Here is a 26764-nt window from a genome sequence, read left to right as displayed (position 1 = left end):
TGATCCTCCTACGCGCGGTAGTGCAGTTCTGCCTGTCGGCGCAGGTATTCCAGCCCGGGCGCGATCGCCATGGCCCAGGCCGTCAGGATCTCATCGTCGCACTGCGGATCGCGCAGGCTCACGGTGTTCAACATCGCTTCGCGCCACAGGGCGAAAAAACGCGGCGGGAGGTGGAGACCGTCGTCACTTTGCTCCCGCGCCAGGCGCTCGAGGAAATCAGGCACGATTAACGCGCCGTCTACCGCAAGCATGGCGAAGAAACTCTTAAACAGAGTCTGCTGACCCTCGCTATCCGGCAGGCGAGAAAAATGCTGCTCCGTCTCGGGTGACATATGGACGAAGGCGTCATAAAACGTCTGAAAAAACGCCGTTTTATCATTATCCGGAAAGACGCGGTTCAGACTGGATTCAAACAGATCGCGGTAAAATTTCACGGCGTCCTCCTTACTGCGTTTTCGCCCGGTAGACAGTGCCCGACGGGCGTATAGTCATCTGCCACACGGCGCGTAAAGTAGCTCTCTTTTTTAGCCCGGCGGGCGTCAAACAGGGGGCCCGCGTTGTGTTTGAAGAACAGGGCTTCCAGCACCGTGGCATTGGTGGAAAGGGTGAGCGCAGCGTTAGTATCGCCCGTGGCTTCCTGGCGGCCTTCGTACCAGCCTTTTTGCGGATCGTTAAGATGCTTTGTCACCGCCATCAGCACGTCGGTGTACGGGGTGTCCCACAGGGCCCACAGGGCAAAGACCGCTTTGGTTGATACCTGCGCGAAACGGGTGTAGTCCCGGCCATCGTCACCGACAGAGTTCCAGGCATAGCCATTTCCCCAGACCGTATCCTGGATATGCCAGGGCGCCTGCGGGAGCGAGAAATCTGCCCTGGCCGTCAGGATCTTATCGGTCTCCCAGCGGCTCTTCTGGCTCAGCCAGACGTTTTCGGCCTGCTTGCGCAGGTGCTTTTGCCGATCGGCCGCAACGCCTTCGGGCTCCCAGCCAAACTCCAGGCCCGGCAGCATATAGGGAAGGGTGGTAATCAGAGAGGGCTGCCACGTGGTGCGCGGATCCCGGGCATCGACGGCCAGACGCCGCTGGGCGATGATGACGTGGTGCGCCGGGGGCGTAAACGCTTTCTCCGGGGAAAATCCCCACAGCTGAAACGCCGTTGCGGCATATTCGCTCTCGCCCAGGCGCAGCTCCTCGCGTACCACCGGCTGGCCGTTTTGCAGGGAAGATGACCACAGTTCGCCTTCGCCGTCGATGACCGGACAGAAATTCCAGCGCAGGATGATTTTATCGAGGTATTCGCTGTACTGCGGTTCCCGCTCTGCGGTGAGGCGCAGGGCGAGCATCAGACGCGCCATGTCGCGCGCGGACCAGCCATTTTTAACGGGCTTGCCGCTAAAGTCGATCGGCGTCGCCGTCTGGCTGGAATAGAGTCGGCCCGGCGTCCGGGCCTCGGTCAGCATCATGCGGTTGAGGGTGCCCATCAGCCGCGTCAGGCGAGCGTCATACTCGGCCTCCTCAATCAGCCCCAGCTCTTTGGCCGCCAGCAGGGCGATAAGCGTATCGCCCATTTGCCAGAGCGTGACGCGGGGCTGTTTGTCGCTGCCGTTGACCAGCCCGGTTTGCGGCTGGGTATTATTGACGAAATAGCGCCAGGCGATCGCCGCCCACGTCTGCTCTTCCGGCGTCAGGGCGGCAATGCGCGCGCTGGAGTGCCAGCCGCCACTGATGAGCCAGCGCCAGCCTGCGCCCTGATGGGCAAACAGCGCAAAGACGATCGCGCCTGCAAGGAGTAATCCCGCAAGCCCTCTGGCTATGGTTTTAAGCATTGCGCAGTCACCGGAGGCAGTTTAACGGGCTCGTCCACGCTGCATGACGCGCACTGACAGGCCTGGCAGGCGGGTTTTGTACGCTGCGTGACGCCGGTCCGGTCGCACCAGCTTTTTACGGCCGGGGTGCTGGCAAGGAACGGGCGGCTGCGCAGCGCGTTGTTCTCTTCAAACTGATCGAGCAGCTTTCGATCCCACAGAGACGGGGCAAAATCCTTGCTCTTCGGGTTGTCGGTATTGAAGGCCAGCAGTTTTCCCTCTTTTTTGAACAACAGGGCCTCCAGCATGATGCCGTTATTGTTCGCGGTGAACTCTTTGATCGGGCCGTCGCCGTTTTCATACAGCCCTTCGTAGTAGCCTTTTCCCTCTTCGTTGGCATTCTCAATGGTGTTCAGCAGGCGGTCGGTATAGGGGGAGTTCCACAGCACCCACATGCCCAGCGCCGCCTTCAGCGAAATCGCGGCAGCGTTAGGGACGAACTGGCCTTTATCGGTAATGGTGTTCCAGTTGTACCCGTCGCTGAAGACGGTGTCATAGACGAAGTAAGGGGCCTTATCGAGCTGGTGCTCGGATCGCGCGGTCAGGACGCCGGTAATGGTATAGCGGTTCTCCTGAGCCTGATAAACGCGGTCGGCAAAGTTTTTCATCCACGTCAGAGAGTAGTCGCGCGGGGCGTTATCCCGGTCGGTCGGTTTATCAAAGCCGAACTCCAGCCCGTAGAGCAGGTAGGATTCCGTCACCACGTAGTTATGCTGCGACGTGTTGCGCGGGTCGCGCGTATCGTACGGGACCAGCACGCAGTAGATCTCGGCCAGCTCGTAAGGCTGCGGACGGCTGGCTTTGCAGGTATTGAACCCCCACAGCTGGAAACCGGCCGCGCCGTACTCTTCATAGCCCAGTCGACCTTCCTGAACGTACTTCGGCTGGCCGTTCTCCAGATAGGCCCCGTACAGCGTGCCGCAGGGGTCGATCGCGTGGCTGAAATCCCAGCCGAGCACCACGTTATCAATGCTGTTGCCGTATTCCGGGTAACGCTCCTTGATGATTTTCAGCCAGACCAGCATTCGCCCGATATCCAGCGCCGAGAAGCCAATTTCGCCGGGCTTGTTGGTGTAGTCCACCTTCTGACCGCTGATGGTGTTATAGGCCTTGTTGGGCAGCTCGTTGCGGAACAGCACCAGGGTGTTTAACGTGGCGAGAAACTTCAGCATCCGGCGGTCAAATTCCGCTTTATCAATGATCCCCAGCTCGCGCGCCGCCGTCAGGGCGGCCAGATAGGAGGCGCTGTCCCACATGGTGGTGGAGGGATATTTGTTGACCGCATTCACCAGGCCCGTCGTGGGCTGATAGTTGGTAACGAAATACTGCCAGGCGTTTTTGGCGATGGTCATCTCTCGGGCCGTCAGCTCGCCGCTGCGCGGGGAGTAACCTGATGCAGGCAGCTCGGTGTCCGCACGCACGGTCGATAGCGCCAGCCAGCAGATCGTTATTCCCGTGAGCAGGTGGAAAAGGATCGGGGATCGTGGCTTCATGGCGTTGCTCCTGCTGAGGGGGATGTGTAGAGGCAGGCCAGACAAAGCATCTGGCCATGCGCGATGTAAGACAGACTTTCCAGCACAATGGCATTGGTATCGGCGTCCACGACGGCATTGACGCTGTTGTTGAGATTTAACCCGCGCTGCCAGCCTTTACCCGGCACCTGAAGCGGCAGAACCTGCTGGCGCAGCGCTTCGCTCCAGCTGTTGCGGAACAGGGCATACCAGGCAAACGCGGTGCGGGTGGAGGTCATCGCCACTTTCTCCGGCACCTCGTCGCGCAGGTTACGCGCCTGTACCGGCTGCCTGTCCGGCAGATCGTTAACGTAATCCGGCGCGGGTTCGGCATAATCCGTGCTGACGGGGGGTTTTGGCGCGCGCAGGCCGTGGCGCCGCTGCTGGATCTGCATAATCCGCCACGCAATTTCAGCGCTCTGCGCATCAAAGCCCAGTTCAAGACCGGTTAACAGATAGGGGAGACTGATCAGCGAGGTTTGCTTTCCCCAAGGCGTGCGAAGCCCTTCATCGGGCACCATTACGCCATCCAGATCGATCATCTTTTGCCCTTCAGGCGGGTTGGTCACCGCGAGTCCTGCCGCGCTGTCAATCAGGCGCAGCGTATGGCTGGCATAGAGACGGTAGCCAAAAGTGTCCCGCTGTTCATCGTCGGTCAGCGTCCAGTGGTGGAGCGGCACCGCAGCCTGGCTTTGGGTGTTATTTTCAATCAGCGCCGCGGTGCGCCACACGCTCAACAAATCGCGGATGGCCGCCGCGTGCTGGGGATAGCGCCACAGCAGGGTCTGTAATGCCGTCAGCAGCCGGCTCAGACCGATTGCGGAGGCGTCAGGTTTGCCCAGGATCTTGAGCGTGTCCGCATGGTAATAGGCGGCGGGGAGACCCTTGTCATTGAGCGGCAGTTGCCCCAGCGTGAACACGGCGGTGCTGACCCTCTCGTCAAACTCATCGGCGGAAATGATATTGAGCTGCTCTGCGGCAGCGGTCGCAAAGAGGTAGCTTCCCACGCTCCAGAGGCTCAGCCAGGGTTCACCGTCACTGGCGTTCGCCAGGCCGTTTGGCTGGGTATTATTCACGTAGTATTGCCAGGCGACCCGCGCCCAGATGGCTTCGTCATAGGTCAGCGCCCGTGTTGTGGGCAGCGGCGGGAAGTCTTTACTGAGCGCGATGCCGCCGCTGCTTTCCACGCGCGTGGGCATCTGTTTCTCCACCCAGACCACAATGGCAAAGCCGATCAGGAAGCCGAGCAAAATGGTGAGGTAGCTGCGCGCGGGCAGCAGGGCATCACGTATCCTCATTGAGTGACCTCGTCCTCTTCAGCGGGCGTCCACATGGCCGCGAAAATCAGCGGCAGCATGGCGGCGATGTTCACCCCTCCCCAGAAAATATTGATGACGTAGCCGGAGGGGTCGTCCACCTGTCCACGCGCCACCTGAATACCGCCCCAGATAAGCCCTGCGAGGGTCAGCACCACGATGGCAATCTGCGGCTTCACCAGGTAGAGAAAACGGCCCGTCTGCCGCTCTTTTGGCGTGACGTGAAATTTGATCTGCTCGCCCCGCAGCACCGTATTGAGCGCGCGCAGGTTCATGGAAAAGAAGGAGAGGTATGAGGCCCTGCCGTCCCAGGCCGAGATCCCCCAGGTGCCGAACATAAACGCCAGTTCAGAGAAGATAAAAAACGGGAGAAAATGGAGATAGAACGGCGTCGACCAGGCGGACACCGGCGGAATGCCGGTAAACAGATAGATAATGGGCGAAATCAAAAACACCGTGTTCCACACGCAGGCCATGTATGACCAGAAGGTGGTGGCATACATCAGCGTCTGGGGCAGAGAGAGCCTGAAGCGGCGACGGCTGAAGATGTTGTCATGAAACAAAATATCCAGCGAACCGGCGGCGTACTTAAAGCGCTGGATCATCCAGGTGAGCATATCCTGCGGAGAGAGCATCTTCGACTCAACCCGCGGATGCATAACCGAGCGCCAGCGCCGTGCGGCGTCACCGTGCAGCAGCACCGAGGTGTAAATATCTTCCGAGACGTGGAATTTGTAGGGGGTAAGCTCGGTGTCAAACGCCACGTGCGGACGCATTGCATTCTGCAGCGCGTCCCGGGTCTCCTCATCGCGAATGTCGCGCGTATGACGATGGATCTCCTCTTCGACGGACCAGACATAGCTTCTCAGCGCGGCCTGCATGACTGCCTCGCGACGGTGAATGGACGCTGCGCCGCAGCAGAAAGCCGCGTTCGCCCAGTTGCGCCGCCGCAGGATCACGTCATAGAACATGCGCGGATCGTTAAAAAACGGGTCGCGGCCAATCGTGATCGGGCCAACACACTTTTGAATCAGCCAGCCCAGACCGTAGCCCACTTTTCCGGCTTTTCGCTGGCCCCAGCGCGACAGGGTTTCTCCTTCCGGAAGATCGAAGAACCACTGCGGCGTCTGTACCCAGGCCACGTCCGGATCGCGAAAATAGCCCAGCGTATGGCTGAGCAGGGTGGGAAATACCCGGGTGTCGGCGTCGCAGATAACAATAAAATCGCCGTCGGTTTGCTCAAGGCCGTTGCGCAGGTTGCCGGCCTTAAAGCCGATGTTGGTCTGGCGAGTGATATAGTTAACGCCTTCCTCTTCGCAAACGGCTTTCATCTCCGGGCGGCGGCCGTCATCAAGCACGTGGATGCGGTAGTCAATCGGGAACGGGTACGCCATCTTCAGGGCGTCGCGAATGGACAGCCTGACCAGCTCGGTGTCTTCGGAGTAGGTGGCAATGAACAGATCCACCTTGACGGGACGGGGCTCTACGGCCTCCTCAGGCGACAGGCATTCGTTAATTTCGCCGGGCGGCGGACTCTGAGGAGGATCCTGTTCTTTCCACAAATTGATGGTAAACAGCACGGTGCCAATCCACGCCAGGGTTTCGGCGAGGACCAGCGGAATGGCATACCATAATGCGTCAGTATTCAGGGAGGCGGTCCAGCGCCAGTAAATATAATTGGCACCCAGAATAAGCGCCGCGACCGCTAACACCTGCCAGGTGAACATGACCCAGCGCGGTGTTGTTAACGGTTCCGGAGGACGACGATGTTCAAAACGGGAAAAATAAAAATCCATAGTTCCGGCGTTCCTGATTCCGTGAAAATGCAGACCCATTCTGCTGCGCAGACAGTTGCCCAAAAGCGAAAGAAAATAGCGATTAAACAAGATTTAAGATAAGTGTAGAACGCCGAATAAAAGTGTCCAGCCACGTTTTTATTAATATTTAGCGGTGGTTAATTCAGCTTAAATCCTGCTTAATGATGTTTCATCGGTCGTCGATAAATTGCGGTTACTATTCCTTTAGGCTATCTACTTTATTTAGACCTTAAATTTCGTTTTCAGGCAAAGGACACCCTATGAGCCATGTTGCGCCGTCGGTAGCGCAAGAAGATGACGCTAAATCAACAGCATGGCGGTATGCCGTTGCAGGTGCCAGAGACCTGAGAATCGACTTTATGCGCGGCATTGCCCTCGTCATGATGGTCGTGGCGCATACGGAGGTGATGTCGGTATTTAATATATTCTCCTGGGAGCGTTTTGGGTTAACAACCGGCGCAGAAGGTTTTGTTATTCTCTCGGGGTTTATGCTTGGCATGCTGAACCGCGCGCGTCTGCAAAAAGTGGTTTTGCTCACGGTTTCCTGGGGGCTTTATCTCAGGGCATGGAAAATATATCGTGTAAATATCATTATCATAGTGTCGTTTATTCTTCTGGCCTATATCCCACATATTAATGTTTTCGAGGTCACCCATTTTACCGACCGTTTTTCGGGTGAAAGCTGGTCGCTTTATCCGGTTACGCCGCAAATAAAAGAGACCTGGTTCAACATTATCCTCTATTTGCAGATTGGCCCTCATCAGACGCAAATTCTGGGGCTGTATATCTTTTTACTGCTACTCAGCCCGCTATTTTTGGGGATGCTGCAGAAAGGAAAAGTCTGGTGGCTGCTGGGGCTGTCGCTGCTGGTGTACAGCCTGTGGCAGCGCTGGCCGCTTCGGCTGACGCCGTCGGAATTCGAATTTGCCTTCCCGCTGCTCGCCTGGCAGTTCATCTTTGTGCTGGGCATGGCCAGCGGCTGGTATAAAGCCGAACTGCTCTCTTTCGCCCGGACGCCTCCGGGGAAAGGGGTGGTAGTGGCGCTGGTCATGGTGTCGCTGATGCTGGGATTTGTCGCCCAGAACCATACCAACCCGTTTATGCCGCCCGCGCTGCTGATGCACGTCATCCCGCCTGACAGCTTCAATTCGTTTTATCACACCTGGGCGGCGAAGAACGGGCTGGGCCCGGTGAGGGTGTTAAACGATATCGCCCTGATGGTCACCGTCTACCTGGTGCTGACGTATTGCTGGACGCCGCTCAATCGCCTGCTGGGATGGTTCCTGATCCCGCTCGGCCAGCACTCGCTTTATACCTTTATTTTGCATGTGTACGTGGTGCTGCTGGTGAGCCAGTTCATCACCTTCGACTTATGGCGTCAGGCCTGGATAGAGAACACGTTAGTGCATGCGGCGGCACTGGGTATTTTGTGGCTGATGGCAAAATACGACGTCGGCGCACGCTGGATACCTAACTAAGGATGGCGGTTATGCGCGAAAAATGGCTTCTGGCGGGCGTGCTGCTCGCCGCGATCCCCGCCGCAGAGGCGGCGAAAAGCAGTGAAAATGAATCCCTGCGCGATAAGAACGGTGAACCTGTTCAGGCTGGCGTCTTTACCAGCCGCTGGGGGCGCCTGTTCTCGGGTAACGACAAGAAATTCTCAGGTGCGCTGAGCTTTAGCTCGGGACTGAAAGAGCAGTGGATGAGCATTCCTAACAGTTCAGACACCGCCACGGAAAAGAAAAAGATTAACCAGACGCTGAATCTCAGCCTTCAGTATTCCCCCTACAGCTTCTGGTTTGCCAACATTACGTCCCGACTGCCGGTCAGAGACACCAGCCGCTACACAGCCGATTTTCGCTACAGCTTCGGCTACGATGACTGGCACGCCAACACCGTCAGTCTGGTTTACAGCAACTACGGCGATAACCATTTCTGGACATCGGGCAGCCGACGACACACCTATTTCGAACAGGGCGCCTTCACCCTGGCCTATAAGTTTTCGCTACCGAAACCGGTCGAAAACACGCTCCTGATTAATAAAGGGGATTCCATCATTTGCCAGGTCGGGTACAGCTGGGTGCCGCGCTACTACGACCTCAGCAGCGATGACATCCGCAAAAATAAAAACGTCATGCTCGGCGGCTGCGGCTACACCTTCAAACAACATTTCTTCGTTCGCGCGACGGCATTCTGGTTCCCGGACAGCAGCCAGCAGCAGCCCTGGAACGGCGATTACAGCTACAGCTTCGGTTATGCCGGCTATACGCCGGGTTCGTTCTCCATCCAGTACGCGAACTATGCGGGAACGCGCTATCCGGGGCACGGCAACGGGAATGCAAAATTCAGGGAAGGGACCGTGAGCCTCATCTGGTTCTTACCGCTTTAGGAGGGATGTATGTCGGCGCTGCACGTGTTAATCGTTGAAGATTCGCTGATTTATCGTCGGTTACTCTCCCGAATGCTCACTCAGTGGGGGTATATCGTGAGCGAGGCGGAAAATGGCGTCGCCGCGCTGGAAACACTGTCCAGCCAGCCGATCAGCATGGTGATAAGCGACTGGGAAATGCCGGAAATGGACGGACTCACGCTCTGTCAGACCATCCGCAACCGTCAGTTTGGCCACTATGTCTATGTCATTCTGCTCACGGCACGCGAAAATGCCGGGGATTTAACGCAGGGCTTTGATGCCGGAGCCGATGATTTTTTAAGCAAGCCGGTCGAGCAGGATGAACTGCGGGCGCGTCTGCACGCCGGGGTCCGTATTTTAACGCTGGAAGCGACCCTCGCGGCGCACAACAAACGCCTGAGTGAAGCGTTGCATCAGATTGAACAGGATCTTGAACTCGCGGCGCGCGTTCAGCACTCCGTGCTGCCTTCGCACCGCTTACGCTTTGGGAACTACTTTTCCGACTGGCTTTTCATGCCGTCTGCGTGGGTCTCAGGCGATGTGTTCAATATTTTTCCACTCGATTCTCACATTGGGTTCTATTGCGTGGATGTGTCCGGTCACGGCGTGGGGGCCGCGATGATGTCCCTCGCGGTGGCGCGTCAGTTCTTACATGGCCGGGTGGTAGACCGTTTTTTGTTTACCGATCAGGGCGGCATTCAGTCGCCTGCGGAGGTGATCAGGATCCTGAACAGCCGCTTTTGCAGTGAAGAGAGCGACATTACCAGCTATTTCACCATTATCTACGGGGTGATCGACCCCGAGAGCGGACGAGGGGTGTTGTGTCAGGCCGGGCATCCTACTCCCGTCATTGTGAACGCAGACAGCGCCGTCACGTCCGTGGGCAATGGCGGCCCGCCGGTGGGGCTGATGCCTGACCTCAGCTGGGAGGACGTCGCGTTTACCCTCAATCCGGGGGATCGCTTATGCTTATTCAGTGACGGTATTACGGAGTGTGAGAACGTCAGCGGCGAGCAGTTTGGCCCGCAGCGTCTCGAACGCTGGCTTCATGACCATGCGCGACTTCCGGTTGACCAGCTCCTGGCGCGGTTCGGTGACCACCTGACCGGCTGGCGCAACGCAAATCGTGATGAACCGACCGCCTTAACCGATGACGTTTCACTGCTCGTGATCGAGCGTCAGGGAGAACAGAATGATTATTAACACTGAACGACTACCGCATGCCAACATCCTCACGCCCGCAGTCCGGCGGCTGGATGCCTCCGTTGCCGCGACGTTTAAAGCGTCCGTGACGGAAGAAATTGGCGACGATCGCAAGGCTTTGATTGTCGACTTCAGCAAAGTGGATTTTATCGACAGCAGCGGGCTGGGAATGCTGGTGTCGTTGTTTAAGCTGATGAACGGGAAAGGCGACATGGCGCTGTGCTCCCTGAACCCCGGGATAATGAATATGTTCACCCTGACCCGCATGGATCGCATATTCCGTATCTATCCGGATAAAAGCAGCGCGCTTGCGCAGCTGGGGCACTAGATGCAGACGCCGGTGCAGGCAGAATTTCCGGCGGTGCTCGGTTCCCTGACGCCGCTGGCCGGCTGGCTGGAATCGCGGCTGAGCGCGCTTCCCGTAGATGATGAGTGGCGTTTCGCGCTCGATCTCGCCGTCTGTGAGGTGGCGACGAATATCATCCGGCACGCGCTGCATGAGGATGCCTCGCGCACATTCAGCGTACGCTTCGATATCCGCGACAGCGACGTCTGCATTGTTTTTACCGACGCGGGCGACGCGTTCCCGCTGGCGCGGCTTGAGGCCGCCAGGCGAGACCGTTTTTGTGAAATCTCGCCGCTCCTGGAGAGCGGCAGGGGGCTGATGCTCATTTTGCTGAGCGTCGATCGTTTCTCGGTGGAGCGAGCGGCGGGTGAAAATATTGCCACGCTTGAAAAGAAAATCAGCGTATGACCTGCGGGCCATACGCGTGCTGTTTCTATTTCGTGTTGTCAGCAAACAGCTCTGGCGCCCACGGGCGTGGGTCAACCTCCATAAACGGCGCGCGCTCGAAGCGATCCTTCAGCGCCCACGGCACCGTGCAGTCGAAGATCGTCTTGCAGGAAATGCCGTTGCCGCGAATCGAGGTGCTGTAATCCGGCGACTGGGACGGATCCAGCTGGTGGCCGCGGATCCCAGGAATATTGGTGATGCTGACATCGCCCTGCATGCGGGTGGTCATCGCCCACAGGATGTCGTCGCTGTCGAAAATATCCACGTCTTCGTCGACCAGAATAATGTTCTTCAGCTCCGAATAGGTGGCTAAGGCGATAAGCGCCGCCTGGCCCTGACGTCCTTCGTCTGACGGCTGGCGTTTTTTCACCTGCAATATCCCGAGGAACTTGCCGCCGCCCGCGGTATGGGCATAGACGTTTTGCAGGAAGCCCGGAATAGCCTCCTCTACGGCATTGCGGATGCTGGCCTCGGTCGGCAGTCCGGCCAGCGTGGTATGTTCTTCCCCCGGTCCCACCAGCGTTTGCAGGATCGCGTGGTTTCGCATGGTCACGGCTTTCACTTTGATCACCGGCAGGGAGGGGTTCGCCTCGCCGCAGTAACCCGGGAACTCCGGCATCGCGTGGCCGGTATTGGTGTGCTGATCCTCTCTCACGCGCACGCCCGGCAGCAGTTCACCTTCGATGATGATCTCCGCCCGCGCGATGGCTTTCTCTTTGACCGCCACGCCCTGTACCAGCTCAACCGGCTGCTGGCGCAGCGCCCCGGCGACGCCCAGCTCGTTGTAGCCAAACGGCGTGGTAGGGGCCTCAAAGCACGCGCCGATGTAGATGGCGGGGTCGAGACCCATGTTGATCGTCACCGGCAGCGGCTTTCCGGCATCCTCCGCCTTTTTGCGGAAGACTTCGATATGGCGCCCGGCGGCAAGGAACATGGAAAGCTCGTCGCGCTCCTGAACGCAGAGGCGGTGGATGGTGACATCCGTCAGCGAGCTGTCTTCCGGATCGCTTGCCAGCACCAGCCCCAGACAGAAGAACGGACCCGCATCAATCGGCGTGTTGGTTGGGGCCGGAAGCAGCTTGCGAAGGTCGAAGTCAGGATCGTCAGCATAAAAGACCTGCTCCTGGCAGGGGGCCTGCGAGGCCGGGACGACAACCGGCGCAACCGGCTTTTTCACCGCCTGGCCGACGTGCTTTGCCAGTTCCGAAGGCTCACAGCCCAACAGCAGCGCCGCGCGCTCGCGGCTGGCGTGCATGCCCACCAGGATGCGGGAGTGCGGATAGCCCTTCACGCTGTTGAACATCATCGCCGGGCCCGTGCGGGTCGGACGTTTGACCGTGCCGCCTGCGCCGATATGGCGATAGACGCCCGCCAGCTCCGCGTTGGGGTCGACCGGACGATCGGTTTCAATGTACTGCCCTTCGTGGCGCTGCAGTAAGGCGATGGCGCTGCGGAGATCGTTAATCTGGTTTTCCATATTTTCCTCCCTCGGTTGAATACCTCCATTTTTATGGCAATGACCAATAGCATCAATTGCATCATTACTGTTAAATTGATAAGTAAATTCATATCAATTCAGGAGGTCGTCTCGTGCAGTTTCGCCAGATGCGCCACTTCATCGTCGTAGCCGAAGAGCTCCATATGCACCGGGCCGCCGAGCGTCTGAACATGGCGCAGCCGGCGCTGAGCCAGCAGATAAAGGCCCTGGAAGAACGTTTAGGCGTCACGCTTTTCAGCCGGGCGAACCGCCGCTTGACCCTGACGCCCGCGGGCGAAGCATTTCTCGTGAAAGCCCGGCTTGCCATCTCGCTGACCGAACAGGCGGTGCTGGACGCCAGACAAACGGCACGGGGCGAGCAGGGTGTGTTAAACCTCGGGTGCGTGTCGAGCGCGATGTTTGACGGCAGGTTGCCCGCCGCGCTGCGCCAGATGCACAGCCGCTGGCCCGCCATTACCATGTCGCTGATGACGGGAAACGTGCAGACGCTCTACGCCGCCGTGCAGAGCAACCAGCTGGATGTGGCCATCATCCGCGCGCCGCTGCCGTCGCTGCCGGACGATCTGCAAAGCCGCCCGTTCGCCTCGGAGAAAACGGTGCTGGCGCTGTATCGTCAGCATCCGCTGGCCGGGTCCGCCGCGCTGACGCTTTCGTCGGTGAAAGACGAAAAATGGATCTCCCTGCGCGACCCGGAGGGAATGGGGCTGGAGCAGTACTTCTATGACGCCTGCAGCGGGGCGGGCTTTCAGCCGGACGTGGTGCAAAACGCGACCGACGTGCCCACGGTCATCAGCCTGGTTTCGGCAGGGTTTGGTCTGGCGCTGCTGCCCGCGTCGGCAAAGGCGGTGAGCGTCGAGAACGTCGTCTACGTGGACATCCTTGACCGGCTGCGGGAGAGCGAACTCACCCTGGTTTGCCACCGGATTATTCGCTCAGAGGTGCTAAAAAAGTTTCTGGTCACGCTCGATCACACCTGACGTCCTGCTGCCCGCAGGAGCTGCTCGCGCAGCCAGGCGTTCGCCGGATCCTGGCTGTTTTTCGGGTGCCAGTACATGTTGATGGTAATGGGCTGGAGCGGCAGCGGTGGTGCAAAAAGATCCAGCGTGCTGGCAAACTGCTTCAGCATCCGTTCCGGCAGGGTGCACACCAGGTCGGTACCGGCAACCAGCGCGGGCGCCATAGCGTAGCTCTGGGTGGACATGGCAACGTGTCGCTGATAGCCCAGCCCGGCGAGGGTTTGGTCGACAAATCCGGTAAACGGATCGCCCGCCGACGACACCACCAGATGGGAAAGCGCGCAGTAGATCTCCAGATCTAACGCACCCGTTCCGCGCGGATGGCCTTTTCGCTGGGCGGTGGCAAACGCGTCGTCGAGGAGTTTGCGCCTTACCCACCCGTCATGGGCGCCCGTGCTCACGCCGATGTAGAGATCCACATCGCCGTTCTCCAGCTGCTGCGGCAGTTCGGCCATCTCGGGCAGGGCGAAGCGCAGGCGAATACCGGGAGCATCGGTACCCACCTGGTTAAGCAGCGCGGTGCCGAGCATCAGCGCCGGGTTTTCATGCAGCGCGATAACAAAGGTCCGGCTGCTGGTTTGCGCGTCAAACGCGGTGGGCGCAAACATCGCGCTGATGCCGCGCAGCACGCCTGTCACCTGCGGCCTGAGCGCTTCCGCGCGCGGCGTGGGTAACACCCCGCGTCCATGCGGGGAGGGAATAAATAGCGGTTCGCCAAACAGCGTGCGCAGACGCGCGAGACGTGCGGAGAGCGCGGGCTGGCTGATGCCCAGCCGCGCGGCCGCATGGGTGATGTTCCTGTCCTGAAGCAGGGCGTCCAGCGTCAGGAGCAGGCCTATGTCCATGTCAGATATCCGCGTCATCTTATTTCGCGCTGCTGGCGTCCCGGTTGGTATAGGTCACAGGGACCCAGGCATAGCCGCCTTTCTCGCCTTTCGTCACATAGCCGATGCCCGGGAAAGGCAGATGGGGCGCGGCAATGAGGTCTTTATTTTTCACAAAGTCAGCGAACGCATGCTCGCGTACGCTTGCCGCTTTGTTCTCATCTTCATCGTAGGTGATGGTCACCGCAGGCTGCGGAAACTGGACCGCCGCGGCGTGAATGATGTCGCCGACAAAGGTGATCTTCTCGCCTTTGCTTGTCAGGGTGTAGAAGGCTGAACCCGGCGTGTGTCCGGGATGAACCGTGCCGGTAAGCCCCGGAAGAATCTCCGATGTGCCGCTAAACGGCACCACTTTCCCCGCGTCAAGGTAGGGTTTTAAGGTCTTCTGCGCGACGTCGAAGTAGTTCTTGCCGTAGCCGGTTTTCTTTTGATTGTCGTCGTTAAAGAAAAAGTCGATGTCCGGTTTGCCAACGAAAACGCGCGCGTTGCTGAACACCACCTTGCCGTCTTTCACCAGGCCACCCGCATGATCGGAGTGGGCGTGGGTCAGCAGGACTTCAGTGATGTCCTCGGGTTTTATTCCCTGCGTGGCGAGGCTCTCAACCAGACGTCCGCCGGTATCAGGACCAAAGAGCTGGCCCGAGCCCGTATCCACCAGGATTTTATGTCCGGGTATCGCAATCAGAAACGCGTTGATGGAGACCTCAGCCGGGTTGGTCTGAAAGTTTTTCGCGAGCAGCGCATCAATGTTTTGCGGCGTTGTCCGGCGCAGCAGCTTGTGCAGATCCTGCGCGACGGTCCCGTCGGTAAACGAGGTGACAAGCACGTCGCCGACCTGCACGCTGTAACCGCCCGCCGGTTGTTTAACGACGTGTTGCGGCGTTTCTGCAGAGGCCTGGAGCGCAGGGTAGAAAAGCAGTGAGCTGGAAATCAGCGTGGAAAGAGCAAGTTTTTTCACGGTAAGCATACGAGTCTCCTTTGAAAGTGCTCATCTTACTGCTCCGTAAAATTATAAGAACCTGCCCAGAAATGATAGGACCTATAAACGGGATGGATAGGAAACCGAAGGGCCGGGAAGGCGCGCGATAGCTTTCCCGGCCCGTAAGACATTATTTTTTCAGCGGTGCGTTCCAGCTGTCCGGCGTGGCTTTGGACCATGAGCCATAAGCGGCATTAGGCAGCACAATCCAGTCGTTGCCGAAGTGTTCCGCGCTGGCCTCAACCAGATCACGCTGCTGCTCGCTCGGCTTTTTGTTTTTAAACTGCACGGCGAAATCCGGCAGGCTGTCGCCGAACAGCATCACGATCTGCTGCTTTTTGAGGATGCTCTGACGGCGCTCTTCCTTGCTGACCGTATCCAGCAGCACGCTTTCGTCAGATACCTGCGGCAGGCCGAGAGCGTTTAACGTCTTCAGCGTGTCGGCTTTGTTTTCCTGCATACGATCCGAGACATAGTAGATGCGGACCTTGCTTTGATTCACGTGGTCAAGAAACGCTTTCGCCCCCGGAATTAAGTCGGGTTTTCCCTGTTTCTCCCAGTCGCTCCAGGTGTCCCATTTCGTATAGTCGTGACACTGCTCCATGTCGCGCACCAGCAGAGGGGTGTTATCCAGTACCGTTTCATCCAGGTCCATTACCACGGCGTAATTTTCGGGCGTTTTCAGATCCTTTAACTTTTCGTTGAAACGCTCGGTGGCAAACCGATAGGTTTGCAGCTGAAGGGCCATAATCTCTGCCGATTTCTGCTGATAGCGCAGCGCCATTTCGTACGCTTTCGGTTCACACAGGTCGTGCTCCGCGGCCGTCGCCGCTGCCGCTGCACTCAAAACCGGTAATGCCAGCAGTAATGCCTTAGCCATTGAATTCACACTTCTTTCCTCAACACCGTGGTTAAAATCCCGAAAGCGTAATGAAATTCAGTGACAGAAATATGACCGTGATGTGGCAATGTGTTTCCGCTAGACCAGCATGTAATACCAGAACAGAGCGACCTCGTCTTTTTCCGGTAGGGCGTTGTAGAGATAACGATCGTATCCGCCCAGGGTAAATCCGTAGTGACGGTAAAACAGGCAGGCAGAGACGTTCACATTTTGTGTTTCAAGCCGTAATCCCGGCGCGTTTACGCTGCGGGCCCACACGTGCGCGGCGGCCATTAATTTATGCGCAGCGCCGGTTCTGCGTTTGGTGCGCTCAACGGCAATATAATCCACTGAAATAAATTTGTTCCAGCCGACTGACGCGGTAATAAATCCGGCTATTTCACCGTCGTCCGTTTCCGCGACAAGAAATATGGCGTCCGGATTAACGCAGTGATTTTCAAGCGTTTGAATGTCGAGTTCGTAGGTTTTTATCCACGGCTCTGCCACGGCTTCAATATGCAAATCACAGTGGATAAACGGCTCCCGGGCAATGTGGCTAATGGTGAAAGAAAAGTCACAGCATTCAAGGCGTGCGAAGTCGGTATTGAGTCCTTTTCGAATCTGCATAGTATTCCCGTTAGTGAGTTATTTCATAAAGAATAGACGAAGCGGTTAAATCCGCTGAGCTCACGCACTTTTAATCCTGAACTAAGCTTGTACTTCGTTCCGCGTAAAATGTGGGTCATTCGAGGACAATGAATGGAATTCAGGACATTTCAAAAGCAGTGGGGTGCTGAGTTTATTTCCGATGACGTTGTACGTTTTCGCGTCTGGGCAGAAGGACAGAAAGAACTTACGCTACGTCTTGCCGCCACCGAGGTGCCGATGACGGCAACCGGCGACGGCTGGTTTCAGGCGGACGTCCCCGGCGTCAGGCACGGTGCAGAATATCAGTTTGTTCTTCAGGACGGCACGGCGGTGCCCGATCCCGCCTCGCGGGCGCAAAAGGGCGACGTTAACGGCCCCTCCGTAGCGATCGATCCCCGACGTTACCAGCCGGTCAACCGCGACTGGGCAGGGCGGCCGTGGGAAGAGACGATCATTTACGAACTGCACATCGGCACGTTTACCCCGGAGGGCACCTTCCGGGCGGCGATCGACAAGCTGCCGTATCTGGCGGAGCTGGGGATTACCCAGCTTGAAGTCATGCCCGTCTCCCAGTTTGGCGGTTCCCGCGGCTGGGGGTACGACGGCGTGCTGCTGTATGCCCCGCACTCTGCGTACGGCACGCCGGAGGATTTCCACGCGTTTATCGACGCCGCGCACGGGCTGGGGCTTTCCGTGGTGCTGGATATCGTGCTCAACCACTTCGGCCCGGAGGGGAACTATCTCCCTCTGCTGTCGCCCGCGTTTTTTGATGAGGATCGAATGACGCCGTGGGGCAACGGCATCGCCTACGAGCGCGAGCCGGTCAGGCAGTACATCACCGACGCACCGCTCTACTGGCTGACGGAGTACCGTCTGGACGGCCTGCGCTTTGATGCCATCGACCAGATTAAAGACAGCTCCGGGACGCACATTCTGGAGGAGATTGCCGCAAAAATTCGCGAGGCGATCCCACACCGGCACGTTCACCTGACCACGGAAGACAGCCGCAACGTGATTTTTCTGCATCCGCGCGATGAACAGGGCCACACGCCGCTGTTTACCGGTGAGTGGAATGATGATTTTCACAACGCTGCCCACGTGTTTGCCACCGGTGAGACGCACGCCTACTACCAGGACTTTGCCTTTGAGCCGGAGAAAAAGTTCGCCCGGGCGCTGGCTGAAGGCTTTGTCTACCAGGGCGAGATTTCGCTGCAAACCGGCGAATCCCGCGGCGTGGAGTGCCGCACGCAGCCGCCGCAGTTCTTCGTCGATTTCATCCAAAACCACGATCAGACCGGCAATCGCGCCCATGGCGAGCGGCTTATCTCCCTCGCGGGGGCTGATAAAACGAGGGTGCTGCTCGCCGCGCTGCTGCTTTCCCCCCATATCCCGCTGCTGTTTATGGGCGAGGAGTTTGGTGAAACGCATCCGTTCCTGTTCTTCACCGATTTTCACGGCGAACTGGCAAAGGCGGTGCGGGAAGGGCGCGCGAAAGAGTTTAGCGGCCATGCCGGGCACGATGAAACCGTCCCGGACCCGAACGACGTGAACACGTTTATCCGCTCAAAGCTCGACTGGAACAAAATCGCCACCGACGAGGGCAAAACGTGGCTGCGCTATACGCGCCATCTGTTGACGCTGCGCCATCGCTATATCGTTCCGCTTCTGCATCCGGGCGGCGCCGTTGAGGGCCATGTGCTCAAGACCGCGCCCGGCATGGTGGCGGTGAGCTGGCGCTTCCCGTCAGGCACGCTTTCTCTGGCGCTGAATATTGGAACGAAGCCCGTCGACCTGCCCGCGCTCGCGGGGGAGACGCGCTTCGCCTGGCCGGAGCTCAACGACGTTTTACCCCCGAACGGTATTGTCGTTCGCTTTGCTGATGGAGAAGCATCGTTATGATCCCTTCCGCCACGTACCGTATTCAGTTCCGTAACGGCATGACCTTCGACCGCGTTGTGGCGCTGGTGCCGTATATGAAGGACCTCGGCATCAGCCACCTTTACGCGTCGCCCGTGTTTACTGCCACGACGGGGTCTACCCACGGCTATGACGTGACTAACCCGAATGAAATCGACCCCGCGATTGGCGGACGAGAAGGCTTTGACCGCATGGCCGCGGCGCTTAAGCAGGCCGGTATGGGGCTGATTCTGGATATTGTCCCGAACCATATGTCCACCTCGCTGGAAAACCTCTGGTGGCGGGACGTGATTGAATACGGCCAGCAGAGCCGCTACTTCCGCTATTTTGATATCGACGGGTCGCGACCGCTGACGCTGCCGTTTCTCGGCGACATCTTTGAGGCGGAGCTGGAGAAGGGAGCCATCACGCTAAAACGTGACCCTGTCACGGAAAAGGCCGCGCTGGTTTACTACGACGCCGAGTATCCGCTCAACCCGGGCACTTACAGCGAGGAGAAGAGCATTGCCGAGCTGCACGAGGCGCAAAGCTGGCGGCTGATGTCCTGGCGAGAGGCGCCGAAGCAGCTATCGTGGCGGCGCTTCTTTGAGATCACCGGGCTGGTCGGCGTCCGGGTTGAGGATGATGCGGTCTTCGACGATACGCACCGGCTGATCCTTGAGCTGGTCCACGCGGGCGTGGTGGACGGCCTGCGCATTGACCATGTCGACGGCCTGGCGGATCCGCTGGGCTATCTGCAGCGCCTGCGGCAGGCCGCCGGGCCCGACTGCTACATCACGGTCGAAAAGATTCTCGCCAAAGGGGAACAGCTCCCCGCTGACTGGCCGGTATCCGGTACCACCGGCTACGAGTTTATCGCCTCGCTGGCGGAAGTGCTGGTCGACGACGATAACCTCTCGCGCCTGGAGACAATCCACGACGAGACGCTGGGCGTGACGGTCGATCGCCACGCGGAGCTGCGCGATGCCAAAGGCCTGATGACCGATCGCAATTTCGAGGGTGAATTCACCACGCTGCTAAACCTTGCTGAGGATCTGGCCCGCCGCAATGAGGTTGCGCTGCCGCGCGAGGAAATCCGCCACGCGCTGCGCGAGCTGCTTATTGCGTTTCCGGTCTACCGCACCTACGGCACTCGCGAGGGGTTAACCCCGCCGGACGTGGCGCTGCTCAACCGCGTGGTTGCCAGCGTGGAGACGTCTGAAGCCGCGCTCAGCCTGATCGTGCGCATTCTTACCGGCGACCTGCCGGAAGATTGCCGCGAGAGCGCCGCGCTGTTCAGGACCCGCTTCCAGCAGCTCACCGGGCCGCTGATGGCGAAGTCCGTTGAAGACACGCTGTTCTTTCGCCACAACCTTGAGCTTGCGCTCAATGAAGTGGGGGCCGACCCGACCCCGCGCGCGTTTTCCTTATCCCGCTTCCACCAGGAGATGCGCATTCGTCTGGCCCGTCAGCCCGACGCGCTGCTGGGCACCTCCACGCACGATACCAAGCGCGGGGAAGATGCCCGGGCGCGCCTTTACACCCTGACGGAAGCCCCGGAACGCTGGGGGGAAAATCTGGCCCGCTGGCGGCAGATGAACCAGACCCAGGTGCGTTTTCTCAATGACGGTACCGCGCCGAACGCCGCCGATACGTGGATGATCTACCAGGCGCTCGCGGGCGTCTGGCCCGCCACGCTGTCACCGGATGATGCTGAAGGGCTTAAAGCACTCGAAACGCGATTCCTCGGCTTCCTCGAAAAAGCGCTGCGCGAGGCGAAGCAGCGCACCGACTGGATCGACAGCAACGAGAGTTACGAGAGCGTGGTGTTGAGCTACGCGCGGCACCTGCTTTCGCCGGACAACAGCCTGTTCCTGCACGATTTCAGCGAGGCGATGCAGCCCTTTATTCGCGCCGGGCTGATGAACAGCCTCAGCCAGACGGCGATCAAGCTGACGGCGCCCGGCGTGCCGGATATTTATCAGGGCAGCGAGGCGCTTAACTTCAGCCTTGTCGACCCGGATAACCGACGCGAGCCGGACTTTCCGGCCCTGGTGCAACACCTCAGCGCGGCGGATGCCGGGGTGTTTGACAACCCGGCCTGCTGGCGGGACGGACGGGTCAAACAGTTTGTTACCGCCACGCTGCTGCGGCTTCGACCGCACTACGACGCGCTTTTCCGCTACGGCGACTGGCTGCCGCTTAAGGTCACCGGCGAGCGGGAGGAGAACCTGATTGTTTATGCGCGCGTTAAGGACGAGGAGGCGCTGATTGTCGCCGTGCCGCGTCTGGTTTTTGGCGTCACGGATAATCATCAGCTGTGGGTCAATACCACGGTGGCGATACCCGACGAACTGGCCGGGAAGCGCTATCGGGATCTGTTCAGCGGTGAGAGCCGCATTCTGCAAAAGACGCTGGATTTAACGTCAGAAAAGGGATGTGTACTGGTTCTGCTTACCTGCGAATAATCGTGGAGAACGAAAATGGCAAAGGATACAACGTTTGAAATTCGGGCCGGTCATGGCCAGCAGTTGGGGGCGAATTATGACGGGAAGGGCGTTAACTTCGCGCTGTTCTCCGCGCACGCTGAACGAGTGGAGCTCTGTCTGTTTGACCCGTCCGGGAAAACGGAAATCGCCCGGCTGGAGCTGCCGGAGTATACCCATGAGATCTGGCACGGCTATGTGCCTGACCTGAAGCCGGGCGCGCTGTACGGCTATCGCGTCTACGGCCCCTACGACCCGGAAAATGGTCATCGCTTTAACCCACATAAGCTGCTCATCGACCCTTACGCTCGCGAACTGGTGGGTGACATCGACTGGAACGACGCCCATTTCGGCTATGAGCTGGGGCATGACGAGCTGGATTTGAGCTTTGATACCCGCGACAGCGCGCCGTTTACGCCAAAATGCAGGGTTATCGACCCGAACGCCTTTGACTGGCAGGACAACAACCGGCCGAACGTCCCTTGGCCGCATACCGTTGTCTATGAGAGCCACGTGAAGGGGTTTACCCAGATGAACCCGGCCATCCCGCCCGAGCTGCGGGGCACGTTTGAGGGGATGGGGCACAAAGCCTCGGTCGACTACATCAAAAGCCTGGGCATTACCTCGGTGGAGCTGCTGCCGGTTCACTGGTTCCCGGACGACCAGCACCTGCTCGACCGCGGCCTGAAGAACTTCTGGGGCTATAACACGCTGGGCTTTTTTGCTCCGGCGTCGCGCTACTACGGCCCGGCGGGGATCCAGGGCTTTCGCGATATGGTGCGTGCCTATCATGACGCGGGCATCGAGGTCATTCTGGACGTGGTGTACAACCACACGGCGGAAGGCAACGAGCTTGGCCCCACGCTCTCGTTTAAGGGGATTGATAACTACAGCTATTACCGCACGCTGCCCGACCAGCACCGGTACTACATCAACGACACCGGGACGGGAAACACGGTCAACACCTCGCACCCGCGCGTGTTGCAGATGGTGATGGATTCCCTGCGCTACTGGGCGGAATCAATGCACATAGACGGTTTTCGTTTCGACCTCGGGACGATCCTGGGCCGCGAGCCCGAAGGATTTGATCCGCGCGGCGGTTTCTTCGACGCCATGACCCAGGATCCGGTCTTATCCCGACTGAAGCTGATTGGTGAACCCTGGGATATTGGCCCCGGCGGCTATCAGGTGGGCGGATTCCCGCCGGGCTGGGGGGAGTGGAACGACAAATACCGCGACACCGTTCGCGAGTACTGGAAGGGGGACAACGTCTCCACGGACTTTGCCGCGCGGCTTCTCGGCTCCGGCGATCTGTACGATCTGCGTGGGCGTCGCCCGTGGGCCAGCGTCAACTTTATCACCGCCCACGACGGCTTTACGCTGAATGACCTGGTGTCGTACAACGAGAAGCACAACGCCGACAACGGCGAGGACAATAACGACGGGCATAACGATAACCGCTCGTACAACTACGGCGAGGAAGGGCCAACCGAGAACCCGGATATTATTGCTACCCGCGAACGGCAGAAGCGTAACTTCCTCACCACGCTGCTGTTCTCCCACGGCACGCCGATGCTGCTGGCGGGGGACGAGTTTGGCCGCACGCAGAAGGGGAACAACAACGGCTACTGCCAGGACAGTGAGATCTCGTGGATCGACTGGAAGGGGCTCTCCGAAAACGACGCCGCGCTGCGCGAGTTTACCCGTCGTCTCATTGCCCTTCGCGCGCAACAGCCGCTGCTGCGCCGTGAAAGCTGGCGCGACGGGCTCGAGATCCGCTGGTTCAATGCCGGAGGCGGTCCGCAGCAGGCCGAGCAGTGGGATGAAGGCTCGACGCTTGGGGTCTCCATCAGCAGGCCGGATCTGCGGCAGGAGGACGGTATCTGGCACGACGTGCTGATGCTGTTCAATCCGTTTGAAGGCACCGTGCCGTTCCAGATCCCGCAATTTGGCGAAGGGGGATGGGTGCTGGAGCTGTCTACGGCGGATGATGCCGCCACCGGGACAGCGATCACCGAAACCGTAGAGTACGCGCTGGCCGGACGGAGCATTACGCTGTTCCGCCGTCCTTAGTTACAGTGACGCCGCCGCCCGAGCGGCGGTGTCATACAGGGAGGAGATCGTGCGTAACAGCTGCGCGGTCTCGCCAATCGACTTCCCGGCAATGCCGCTCTCCGCGTGGATCGCAATCAGACACGCCTCCCGCACGTCCCGGTATTTCATGCACAGCGCTTTCCCTTCCTCCGTTGTAGAGAAAAAGAGCTCTTTACCCGCTTTCTCGCTCGTCACGTAGCCCGCTTTGACCAGCTTTTTCAGCGCATAGGTCACCACGTGGGTGTCTTCCACGTTGAGGACGAAGCAGATATCGGCCAGCTTTTTTTTGCGGTCTCGGTGGTTGACGTGATGCAGCAGCGAAACGTCAAAGGCGCCCATATCGGGCTCGCCGGCAGCCGTCATGCAGCGCACCATCCATTTGTTAAACGCGTTGCTGGTCATGATCAGCGCATATTCCAGCTCTGATAACTCCGCGCAGCGCTCGGATACCAGATGGCGGGAAGAGACGATCCGGCCCTCGTTGATATCGTCGCGATCGGGTGAAGCACTCTTTTCTGAGGTCATAACGTTCCTTAGCCAGAAATGTAAACTCATCGATAAAATAAGAACATTTTATTGATAATTTGTTTACATGTTTTTGAGGTTCAGATATAGCTTTTTAGCGCAGGTTTTGCGAAGCCTGCCAACAAAACACAACATCGCTCGCCGCAAATTAAAAAAATAGCCGTCGGCGCGCAACGCTCACTTTCGATAGGGTAAACGTTATGGACGGTACTACGCTGCTGCCGCTGATCGGGATACCGATCGTGGTTATTGGTTTTGCACTGCGCTTCAACCCGCTGCTGGTGGTCGTGGTGGCGGGGCTGGCGACGGGTCTGCTGGTCGGCATGGATTTCGGGATGCTGCTGGAGACCTTTGGCGAGAAGTTCGTCAATAGCCGATCGCTGGCCACCTTCATCCTGATCCTGCCCGTGATTGGTCTGCTGGAATATTACGGGCTTAAGGAGCGCGCCCAGGCCTGGGTGGCGAAGATCGCCAGCGCCACCTCGGCGCGTATTCTGATGCTTTACTTTGTTGCGCGGGAAGGCACCGCCGCGCTGGGACTGATGTCGCTGGGCGGCCATGCCCAGACGGTGCGCCCGCTGCTGGCACCGATGGCCGAAGGGGCGGCGCTGAACGAATACGGCGAACTGCCGCAGCATATTCGCGACAAAATCAAAGCCCACGCCGCCGCATGCGACAACATCGCGGTCTTCTTTGGGGAAGATATCTTTATTGCCTTCGGAGCGGTGCTGCTGATCGACGCGTTCCTGAAAGAGAACGGTATTCAGGGCATTGAACCGCTGCATATCGGCCTGTGGGCCATTCCCACCGCCATTGCGGCATTAATTATTCATATGACGCGCCTCCTGCGCCTCGATGCGAGTATCCGTCGCGACGTGATGGCCTGGCGTGCAGAGCAGGGTACGCAGGAGGCCGCGCAATGATGACGCTTATCACCATTAACCGCGTGTACTACCTGATTGGCTTTGTCGTAATGCTGCTGGTTGTCATGACCCTGCGCGATCGCGCCAACCCGAAGCGCTTTACCACCGCGCTGTTCTGGTTCTTGTTTGGCGGGATCTTCCTGTTTGGCGATCTGATGGTGCAGGAACTGGGGAAATCACTGGCGTACCGGATCATTGGCGGCGGCGTTATCGTTATCGCGCTGCTGGCGGGTTTTGGTCTCGTCGGGAAAGGGCACTATAAAATGTCCACCGAGGAGGAGCGCGTCGCGTCGTCAAATCGGCTTAAAAACTGGCTGTTCCTGCCGGCGCTGATGATCCCGGTGGTGACGGTGCTGGGCACGTTATTCCTGAAGGGCGTTTCGGTCGGCGGCGTGTTTCTGCTCGATCAGAAGCAGCTCACCCTGGCGGCGCTGTGCGTGGCCTGCGTCGCGGCGATCCTCACCGGCTGGTGGCTGACCAAAGGCACGCCGCTCCATGCCGTTCGTCAGTCCCGTCGTCTTGTCGATACCATCGGCTGGGCGGTGATCCTGCCGCAGATGCTGGCCATGCTTGGCGGCGTGTTCGTAGTGGCCAACACGGGTGATTCGGTCCAGAAGGTGGTGAGCCTGTTTGTGAACCCGGAAAGCCGCTTCATGCTGGTGGTGATTTACTGTGTGGGCATGGCGCTGTTTACCATGATTATGGGGAATGCGTTTGCGGCCTTCCCGGTGTTAAGTGCCGGTATCGCCTTGCCGTTTCTGATCAACGTGCATCACGGCAACCCGGCGCCGCTGCTGGCGATTGGCATGTACGCAGGCTATTGCGGCACGCTGATGACGCCGATGGCCGCGAACTTCAATATCGTTCCCGCCGCGCTGCTGGAGCTGAAAGACAAATATCAGGTGATCAAGATCCAGATCCCGACCGCGTTAACCCTGCTGGTGGTCAACGTGTTCCTCATGTATTTCCTCGTGTTTCGCTAAGGAGCTGTCATGGAATTAACGCAACATCAGGCCGACGCGTTTGCCCGCATGCCTTTGACCTATTTGCGTCAGGAATACCCGAACCACATCATGCACCTGCTGAATGATGATGGTGACGTACTGCCGCCGCGCGAGCTGCATCCCATTTTCTACGGCTGTTTTGACTGGCACTCGGCGGTGCACGGCTACTGGCTGCTGCTGCGCTGCGTGCGCCTCTATCCAGAATTACCGTGCCGGGACGCGATCGTCGCGCTTTTTGACGAGCACCTGACCGAAGAGAACGTGGCGAAGGAGCTGGCCTATTTTACCGCGCCGTTCCGCGCCTCGTTTGAGCGGCCGTATGGCTACGGCTGGCTGCTGGCGCTGGCCCAGGAGCTGAAACAGTCGTCGCTGCCGCAGGCCGCAGGCTGGTACCAGACGCTGGCGCCGCTCACCCAGGATATTCGCAACCGGCTGGTGGATTACCTCGGCAAGCTCACCTATCCGATCCGCGTCGGGACGCACTACAACACCGCGTTTGCCCTCGCGCTGGCGCTGGATTATGGTCGCGCAGTGGGCGACAAGGCGCTTGAGCAGGCAATTCTGGCGGCGGCTGAGCGGTTTTATCTCGCCGACACGCGCTATCCGGCTCATTATGAGCCCGGCGGAGACGAGTATATTTCCGGCGCGCTGACGGAAGCGCTGCTGATGAGCAAGGTGTCGGAAGACTTCCCGGCCTGGTTTGACGCGTTTCTGCCTGAGGTGGGCGCCGTTACGGCACTGATGAACCCGGCGGAAGTGAGCGATCGTACCGACCCGAAAATTGCCCATCTGGACGGGTTAAACCTCAGCCGCGCATGGTGTATGAAGCACATTGCGAAAGCGCTTCCTGCCAGCCACCCGGCGCAACCGGCATTGCGCGAGGCGGTGACGAAACATCTGGCCGCCAGCGTCGGGCATGTGGTTGGCAGCCACTACAGCGGCGGGCACTGGCTGGCGAGCTTTGCGCTGCTGGCGCTGGAGTAAACAAACGCGCCGTCTTTCTTGCCGGGTGGCGCT

Annotated in this window: 23 protein-coding genes; 12 read left to right on the top strand and 11 right to left on the bottom strand. The window is 58.9% G+C overall.

Features of this window, described 5'->3' with window-relative positions:
- Positions 1–8: 8 nt before the first annotated feature.
- From B498_RS09465 to B498_RS09485, 5 genes are read right to left on the bottom strand one after another with little or no spacing between them, the layout of a single operon-like run.
- Positions 9–434 (bottom strand): globin, encoded by a 426-nt coding sequence (locus B498_RS09465; protein WP_008501676.1) that lies wholly within the window; start codon positions 432–434, stop codon positions 9–11.
- A complete protein-coding gene (locus B498_RS09470) occupies positions 431–1825 on the bottom strand; it encodes a DUF3131 domain-containing protein (protein WP_008501675.1) in 1395 nt (464 codons plus the stop codon). The genes B498_RS09465 and B498_RS09470 overlap by 4 nt, the downstream gene beginning before the upstream one ends.
- A complete protein-coding gene (locus B498_RS09475; protein WP_008501674.1) occupies positions 1810–3357 on the bottom strand; it encodes a DUF3131 domain-containing protein in 1548 nt (515 codons plus the stop codon). The genes B498_RS09470 and B498_RS09475 overlap by 16 nt, the downstream gene beginning before the upstream one ends.
- Positions 3354–4673 carry a DUF3131 domain-containing protein gene (locus B498_RS09480; RefSeq protein WP_008501673.1) on the bottom strand — a complete coding sequence of 440 codons (1320 nt, stop codon included), beginning with the start codon at positions 4671–4673 and terminating at the stop codon, positions 3354–3356. Before B498_RS09480 ends, B498_RS09475 begins: the two co-directional genes overlap by 4 nt.
- Positions 4670–6487, bottom strand: coding sequence for a glycosyltransferase (locus B498_RS09485; protein WP_008501672.1), 1818 nt, complete (start codon positions 6485–6487; stop codon positions 4670–4672). The genes B498_RS09480 and B498_RS09485 overlap by 4 nt, the downstream gene beginning before the upstream one ends.
- Before the next feature lie 281 nt (positions 6488–6768).
- On the opposite strand from B498_RS09485, the gene opgC reads away from it, so the two are divergent.
- From opgC to B498_RS09510, 5 genes are read left to right on the top strand one after another with little or no spacing between them, the layout of a single operon-like run.
- On the top strand, positions 6769–7986 hold the full coding sequence (gene opgC / locus B498_RS09490) for an OpgC domain-containing protein (RefSeq protein WP_008501671.1): 1218 nt from the start codon (positions 6769–6771) through the stop codon (positions 7984–7986).
- Positions 7987–7997: 11 nt separating this feature from the next.
- Positions 7998–8897, top strand: coding sequence for a hypothetical protein (locus B498_RS09495; protein ID WP_008501670.1), 900 nt, complete (start codon positions 7998–8000; stop codon positions 8895–8897).
- Positions 8898–8906: 9 nt separating this feature from the next.
- On the top strand, positions 8907–10121 hold the full coding sequence (locus B498_RS09500; RefSeq protein ID WP_008501669.1) for a PP2C family protein-serine/threonine phosphatase: 1215 nt from the start codon (positions 8907–8909) through the stop codon (positions 10119–10121).
- Positions 10111–10449 (top strand): STAS domain-containing protein, encoded by a 339-nt coding sequence (locus tag B498_RS09505; RefSeq protein WP_008501668.1) that lies wholly within the window; start codon positions 10111–10113, stop codon positions 10447–10449. Before B498_RS09500 ends, B498_RS09505 begins: the two co-directional genes overlap by 11 nt.
- Positions 10450–10875 carry an ATP-binding protein gene (locus B498_RS09510; protein WP_008501667.1) on the top strand — a complete coding sequence of 142 codons (426 nt, stop codon included), beginning with the start codon at positions 10450–10452 and terminating at the stop codon, positions 10873–10875.
- 25 nt (positions 10876–10900) lie between these two features.
- Here B498_RS09510 and B498_RS09515 read toward each other — a convergent pair whose 3' ends face one another.
- Positions 10901–12391 carry a UbiD family decarboxylase gene (locus B498_RS09515; protein WP_008501666.1) on the bottom strand — a complete coding sequence of 497 codons (1491 nt, stop codon included), beginning with the start codon at positions 12389–12391 and terminating at the stop codon, positions 10901–10903.
- Between the two features lie 113 nt (positions 12392–12504).
- Here B498_RS09515 and B498_RS09520 point away from each other — a divergent pair, with 113 nt between their 5' ends.
- Positions 12505–13389, top strand: coding sequence for a LysR substrate-binding domain-containing protein (locus tag B498_RS09520; RefSeq protein ID WP_008501665.1), 885 nt, complete (start codon positions 12505–12507; stop codon positions 13387–13389).
- On the opposite strand, the gene B498_RS09525 is transcribed toward B498_RS09520, so the two are convergent.
- From B498_RS09525 to B498_RS09540, 4 genes are all read right to left on the bottom strand, one after another.
- Positions 13380–14291, bottom strand: coding sequence for a LysR family transcriptional regulator (locus B498_RS09525; RefSeq protein ID WP_032622937.1), 912 nt, complete (start codon positions 14289–14291; stop codon positions 13380–13382). The genes B498_RS09520 and B498_RS09525 overlap by 10 nt on opposite strands.
- Before the next feature lies 1 nt (position 14292).
- Positions 14293–15279 (bottom strand): MBL fold metallo-hydrolase, encoded by a 987-nt coding sequence (locus B498_RS09530; RefSeq protein ID WP_008501663.1) that lies wholly within the window; start codon positions 15277–15279, stop codon positions 14293–14295.
- 142 nt (positions 15280–15421) lie between these two features.
- On the bottom strand, positions 15422–16171 hold the full coding sequence (locus B498_RS09535) for a 5'-nucleotidase, lipoprotein e(P4) family (protein WP_371316214.1): 750 nt from the start codon (positions 16169–16171) through the stop codon (positions 15422–15424).
- Between the two features lie 99 nt (positions 16172–16270).
- On the bottom strand, positions 16271–16798 hold the full coding sequence (locus tag B498_RS09540) for a GNAT family N-acetyltransferase (RefSeq protein ID WP_008501660.1): 528 nt from the start codon (positions 16796–16798) through the stop codon (positions 16271–16273).
- Between the two features lie 132 nt (positions 16799–16930).
- Between B498_RS09540 and treZ the strand changes: the two genes are divergently transcribed.
- From treZ to glgX, 3 genes are read left to right on the top strand one after another with little or no spacing between them, the layout of a single operon-like run.
- A complete protein-coding gene (gene treZ / locus B498_RS09545) occupies positions 16931–18718 on the top strand; it encodes a malto-oligosyltrehalose trehalohydrolase (protein ID WP_008501659.1) in 1788 nt (595 codons plus the stop codon).
- Complete coding sequence (gene treY / locus B498_RS09550; protein WP_008501658.1) at positions 18715–21183, top strand: malto-oligosyltrehalose synthase; 2469 nt, start codon at positions 18715–18717, stop codon at positions 21181–21183. Before treZ ends, treY begins: the two co-directional genes overlap by 4 nt.
- Before the next feature lie 15 nt (positions 21184–21198).
- Positions 21199–23274, top strand: coding sequence for a glycogen debranching protein GlgX (gene glgX / locus B498_RS09555; RefSeq protein ID WP_008501657.1), 2076 nt, complete (start codon positions 21199–21201; stop codon positions 23272–23274).
- Here the strand turns inward: glgX and B498_RS09560 are convergent, their stop codons facing one another.
- Positions 23275–23820 carry a winged helix DNA-binding protein gene (locus tag B498_RS09560; protein WP_008501656.1) on the bottom strand — a complete coding sequence of 182 codons (546 nt, stop codon included), beginning with the start codon at positions 23818–23820 and terminating at the stop codon, positions 23275–23277.
- Positions 23821–24020: 200 nt separating this feature from the next.
- Between B498_RS09560 and B498_RS09565 the strand changes: the two genes are divergently transcribed.
- The 3 genes from B498_RS09565 to B498_RS09575 are packed head-to-tail and all read left to right on the top strand — an operon-like array spanning position 24021 to position 26731.
- On the top strand, positions 24021–24743 hold the full coding sequence (locus B498_RS09565) for a DUF969 domain-containing protein (RefSeq protein ID WP_008501655.1): 723 nt from the start codon (positions 24021–24023) through the stop codon (positions 24741–24743).
- Complete coding sequence (locus B498_RS09570; RefSeq protein WP_008501654.1) at positions 24740–25726, top strand: DUF979 domain-containing protein; 987 nt, start codon at positions 24740–24742, stop codon at positions 25724–25726. The genes B498_RS09565 and B498_RS09570 overlap by 4 nt, the downstream gene beginning before the upstream one ends.
- Before the next feature lie 9 nt (positions 25727–25735).
- Positions 25736–26731, top strand: a complete 996-nt coding sequence (locus B498_RS09575; RefSeq protein WP_008501653.1) for a DUF2891 domain-containing protein — start codon at positions 25736–25738, stop codon at positions 26729–26731.
- The last annotated feature ends 33 nt before the right edge of the window (positions 26732–26764 follow it).

The organism is Enterobacter sp. SST3 (genome assembly GCF_000286655.1).
In the GTDB taxonomy this organism is placed as follows: domain Bacteria; phylum Pseudomonadota; class Gammaproteobacteria; order Enterobacterales; family Enterobacteriaceae; genus Enterobacter; species Enterobacter roggenkampii.
This window is presented reverse-complemented; position numbering and strand designations above follow the sequence as displayed.

Bases quoted from the DNA above. Each gene is read 5' to 3' on its own strand.
- B498_RS09505 (WP_008501668.1), top strand. From the start codon at position 10,111: ATGATTATTAACACTGAACGACTACCGCATGCCAACATCCTCACGCCC.
- B498_RS09470 (WP_008501675.1), bottom strand. From the start codon at position 1,825: ATGCTTAAAACCATAGCCAGAGGGCTTGCGGGATTACTCCTTGCAGGC.
- B498_RS09570 (WP_008501654.1), top strand. From the start codon at position 24,740: ATGATGACGCTTATCACCATTAACCGCGTGTACTACCTGATTGGCTTT.
- B498_RS09510 (WP_008501667.1), top strand. From the start codon at position 10,450: ATGCAGACGCCGGTGCAGGCAGAATTTCCGGCGGTGCTCGGTTCCCTG.
- B498_RS09525 (WP_032622937.1), bottom strand. From the start codon at position 14,291: ATGACGCGGATATCTGACATGGACATAGGCCTGCTCCTGACGCTGGAC.
- B498_RS09485 (WP_008501672.1), bottom strand. From the start codon at position 6,487: ATGGATTTTTATTTTTCCCGTTTTGAACATCGTCGTCCTCCGGAACCG.
- B498_RS09475 (WP_008501674.1), bottom strand. From the start codon at position 3,357: ATGAAGCCACGATCCCCGATCCTTTTCCACCTGCTCACGGGAATAACG.
- B498_RS09495 (WP_008501670.1), top strand. From the start codon at position 7,998: ATGCGCGAAAAATGGCTTCTGGCGGGCGTGCTGCTCGCCGCGATCCCC.
- treY (WP_008501658.1), top strand. From the start codon at position 18,715: ATGATCCCTTCCGCCACGTACCGTATTCAGTTCCGTAACGGCATGACC.
- B498_RS09515 (WP_008501666.1), bottom strand. From the start codon at position 12,391: ATGGAAAACCAGATTAACGATCTCCGCAGCGCCATCGCCTTACTGCAG.
- B498_RS09500 (WP_008501669.1), top strand. From the start codon at position 8,907: ATGTCGGCGCTGCACGTGTTAATCGTTGAAGATTCGCTGATTTATCGT.
- treZ (WP_008501659.1), top strand. From the start codon at position 16,931: ATGGAATTCAGGACATTTCAAAAGCAGTGGGGTGCTGAGTTTATTTCC.
- B498_RS09565 (WP_008501655.1), top strand. From the start codon at position 24,021: ATGGACGGTACTACGCTGCTGCCGCTGATCGGGATACCGATCGTGGTT.
- glgX (WP_008501657.1), top strand. From the start codon at position 21,199: ATGGCAAAGGATACAACGTTTGAAATTCGGGCCGGTCATGGCCAGCAG.
- B498_RS09535 (WP_371316214.1), bottom strand. From the start codon at position 16,171: ATGGCTAAGGCATTACTGCTGGCATTACCGGTTTTGAGTGCAGCGGCA.
- B498_RS09560 (WP_008501656.1), bottom strand. From the start codon at position 23,820: ATGACCTCAGAAAAGAGTGCTTCACCCGATCGCGACGATATCAACGAG.
- B498_RS09530 (WP_008501663.1), bottom strand. From the start codon at position 15,279: ATGCTTACCGTGAAAAAACTTGCTCTTTCCACGCTGATTTCCAGCTCA.
- B498_RS09480 (WP_008501673.1), bottom strand. From the start codon at position 4,673: ATGAGGATACGTGATGCCCTGCTGCCCGCGCGCAGCTACCTCACCATT.
- B498_RS09575 (WP_008501653.1), top strand. From the start codon at position 25,736: ATGGAATTAACGCAACATCAGGCCGACGCGTTTGCCCGCATGCCTTTG.
- opgC (WP_008501671.1), top strand. From the start codon at position 6,769: ATGAGCCATGTTGCGCCGTCGGTAGCGCAAGAAGATGACGCTAAATCA.
- B498_RS09540 (WP_008501660.1), bottom strand. From the start codon at position 16,798: ATGCAGATTCGAAAAGGACTCAATACCGACTTCGCACGCCTTGAATGC.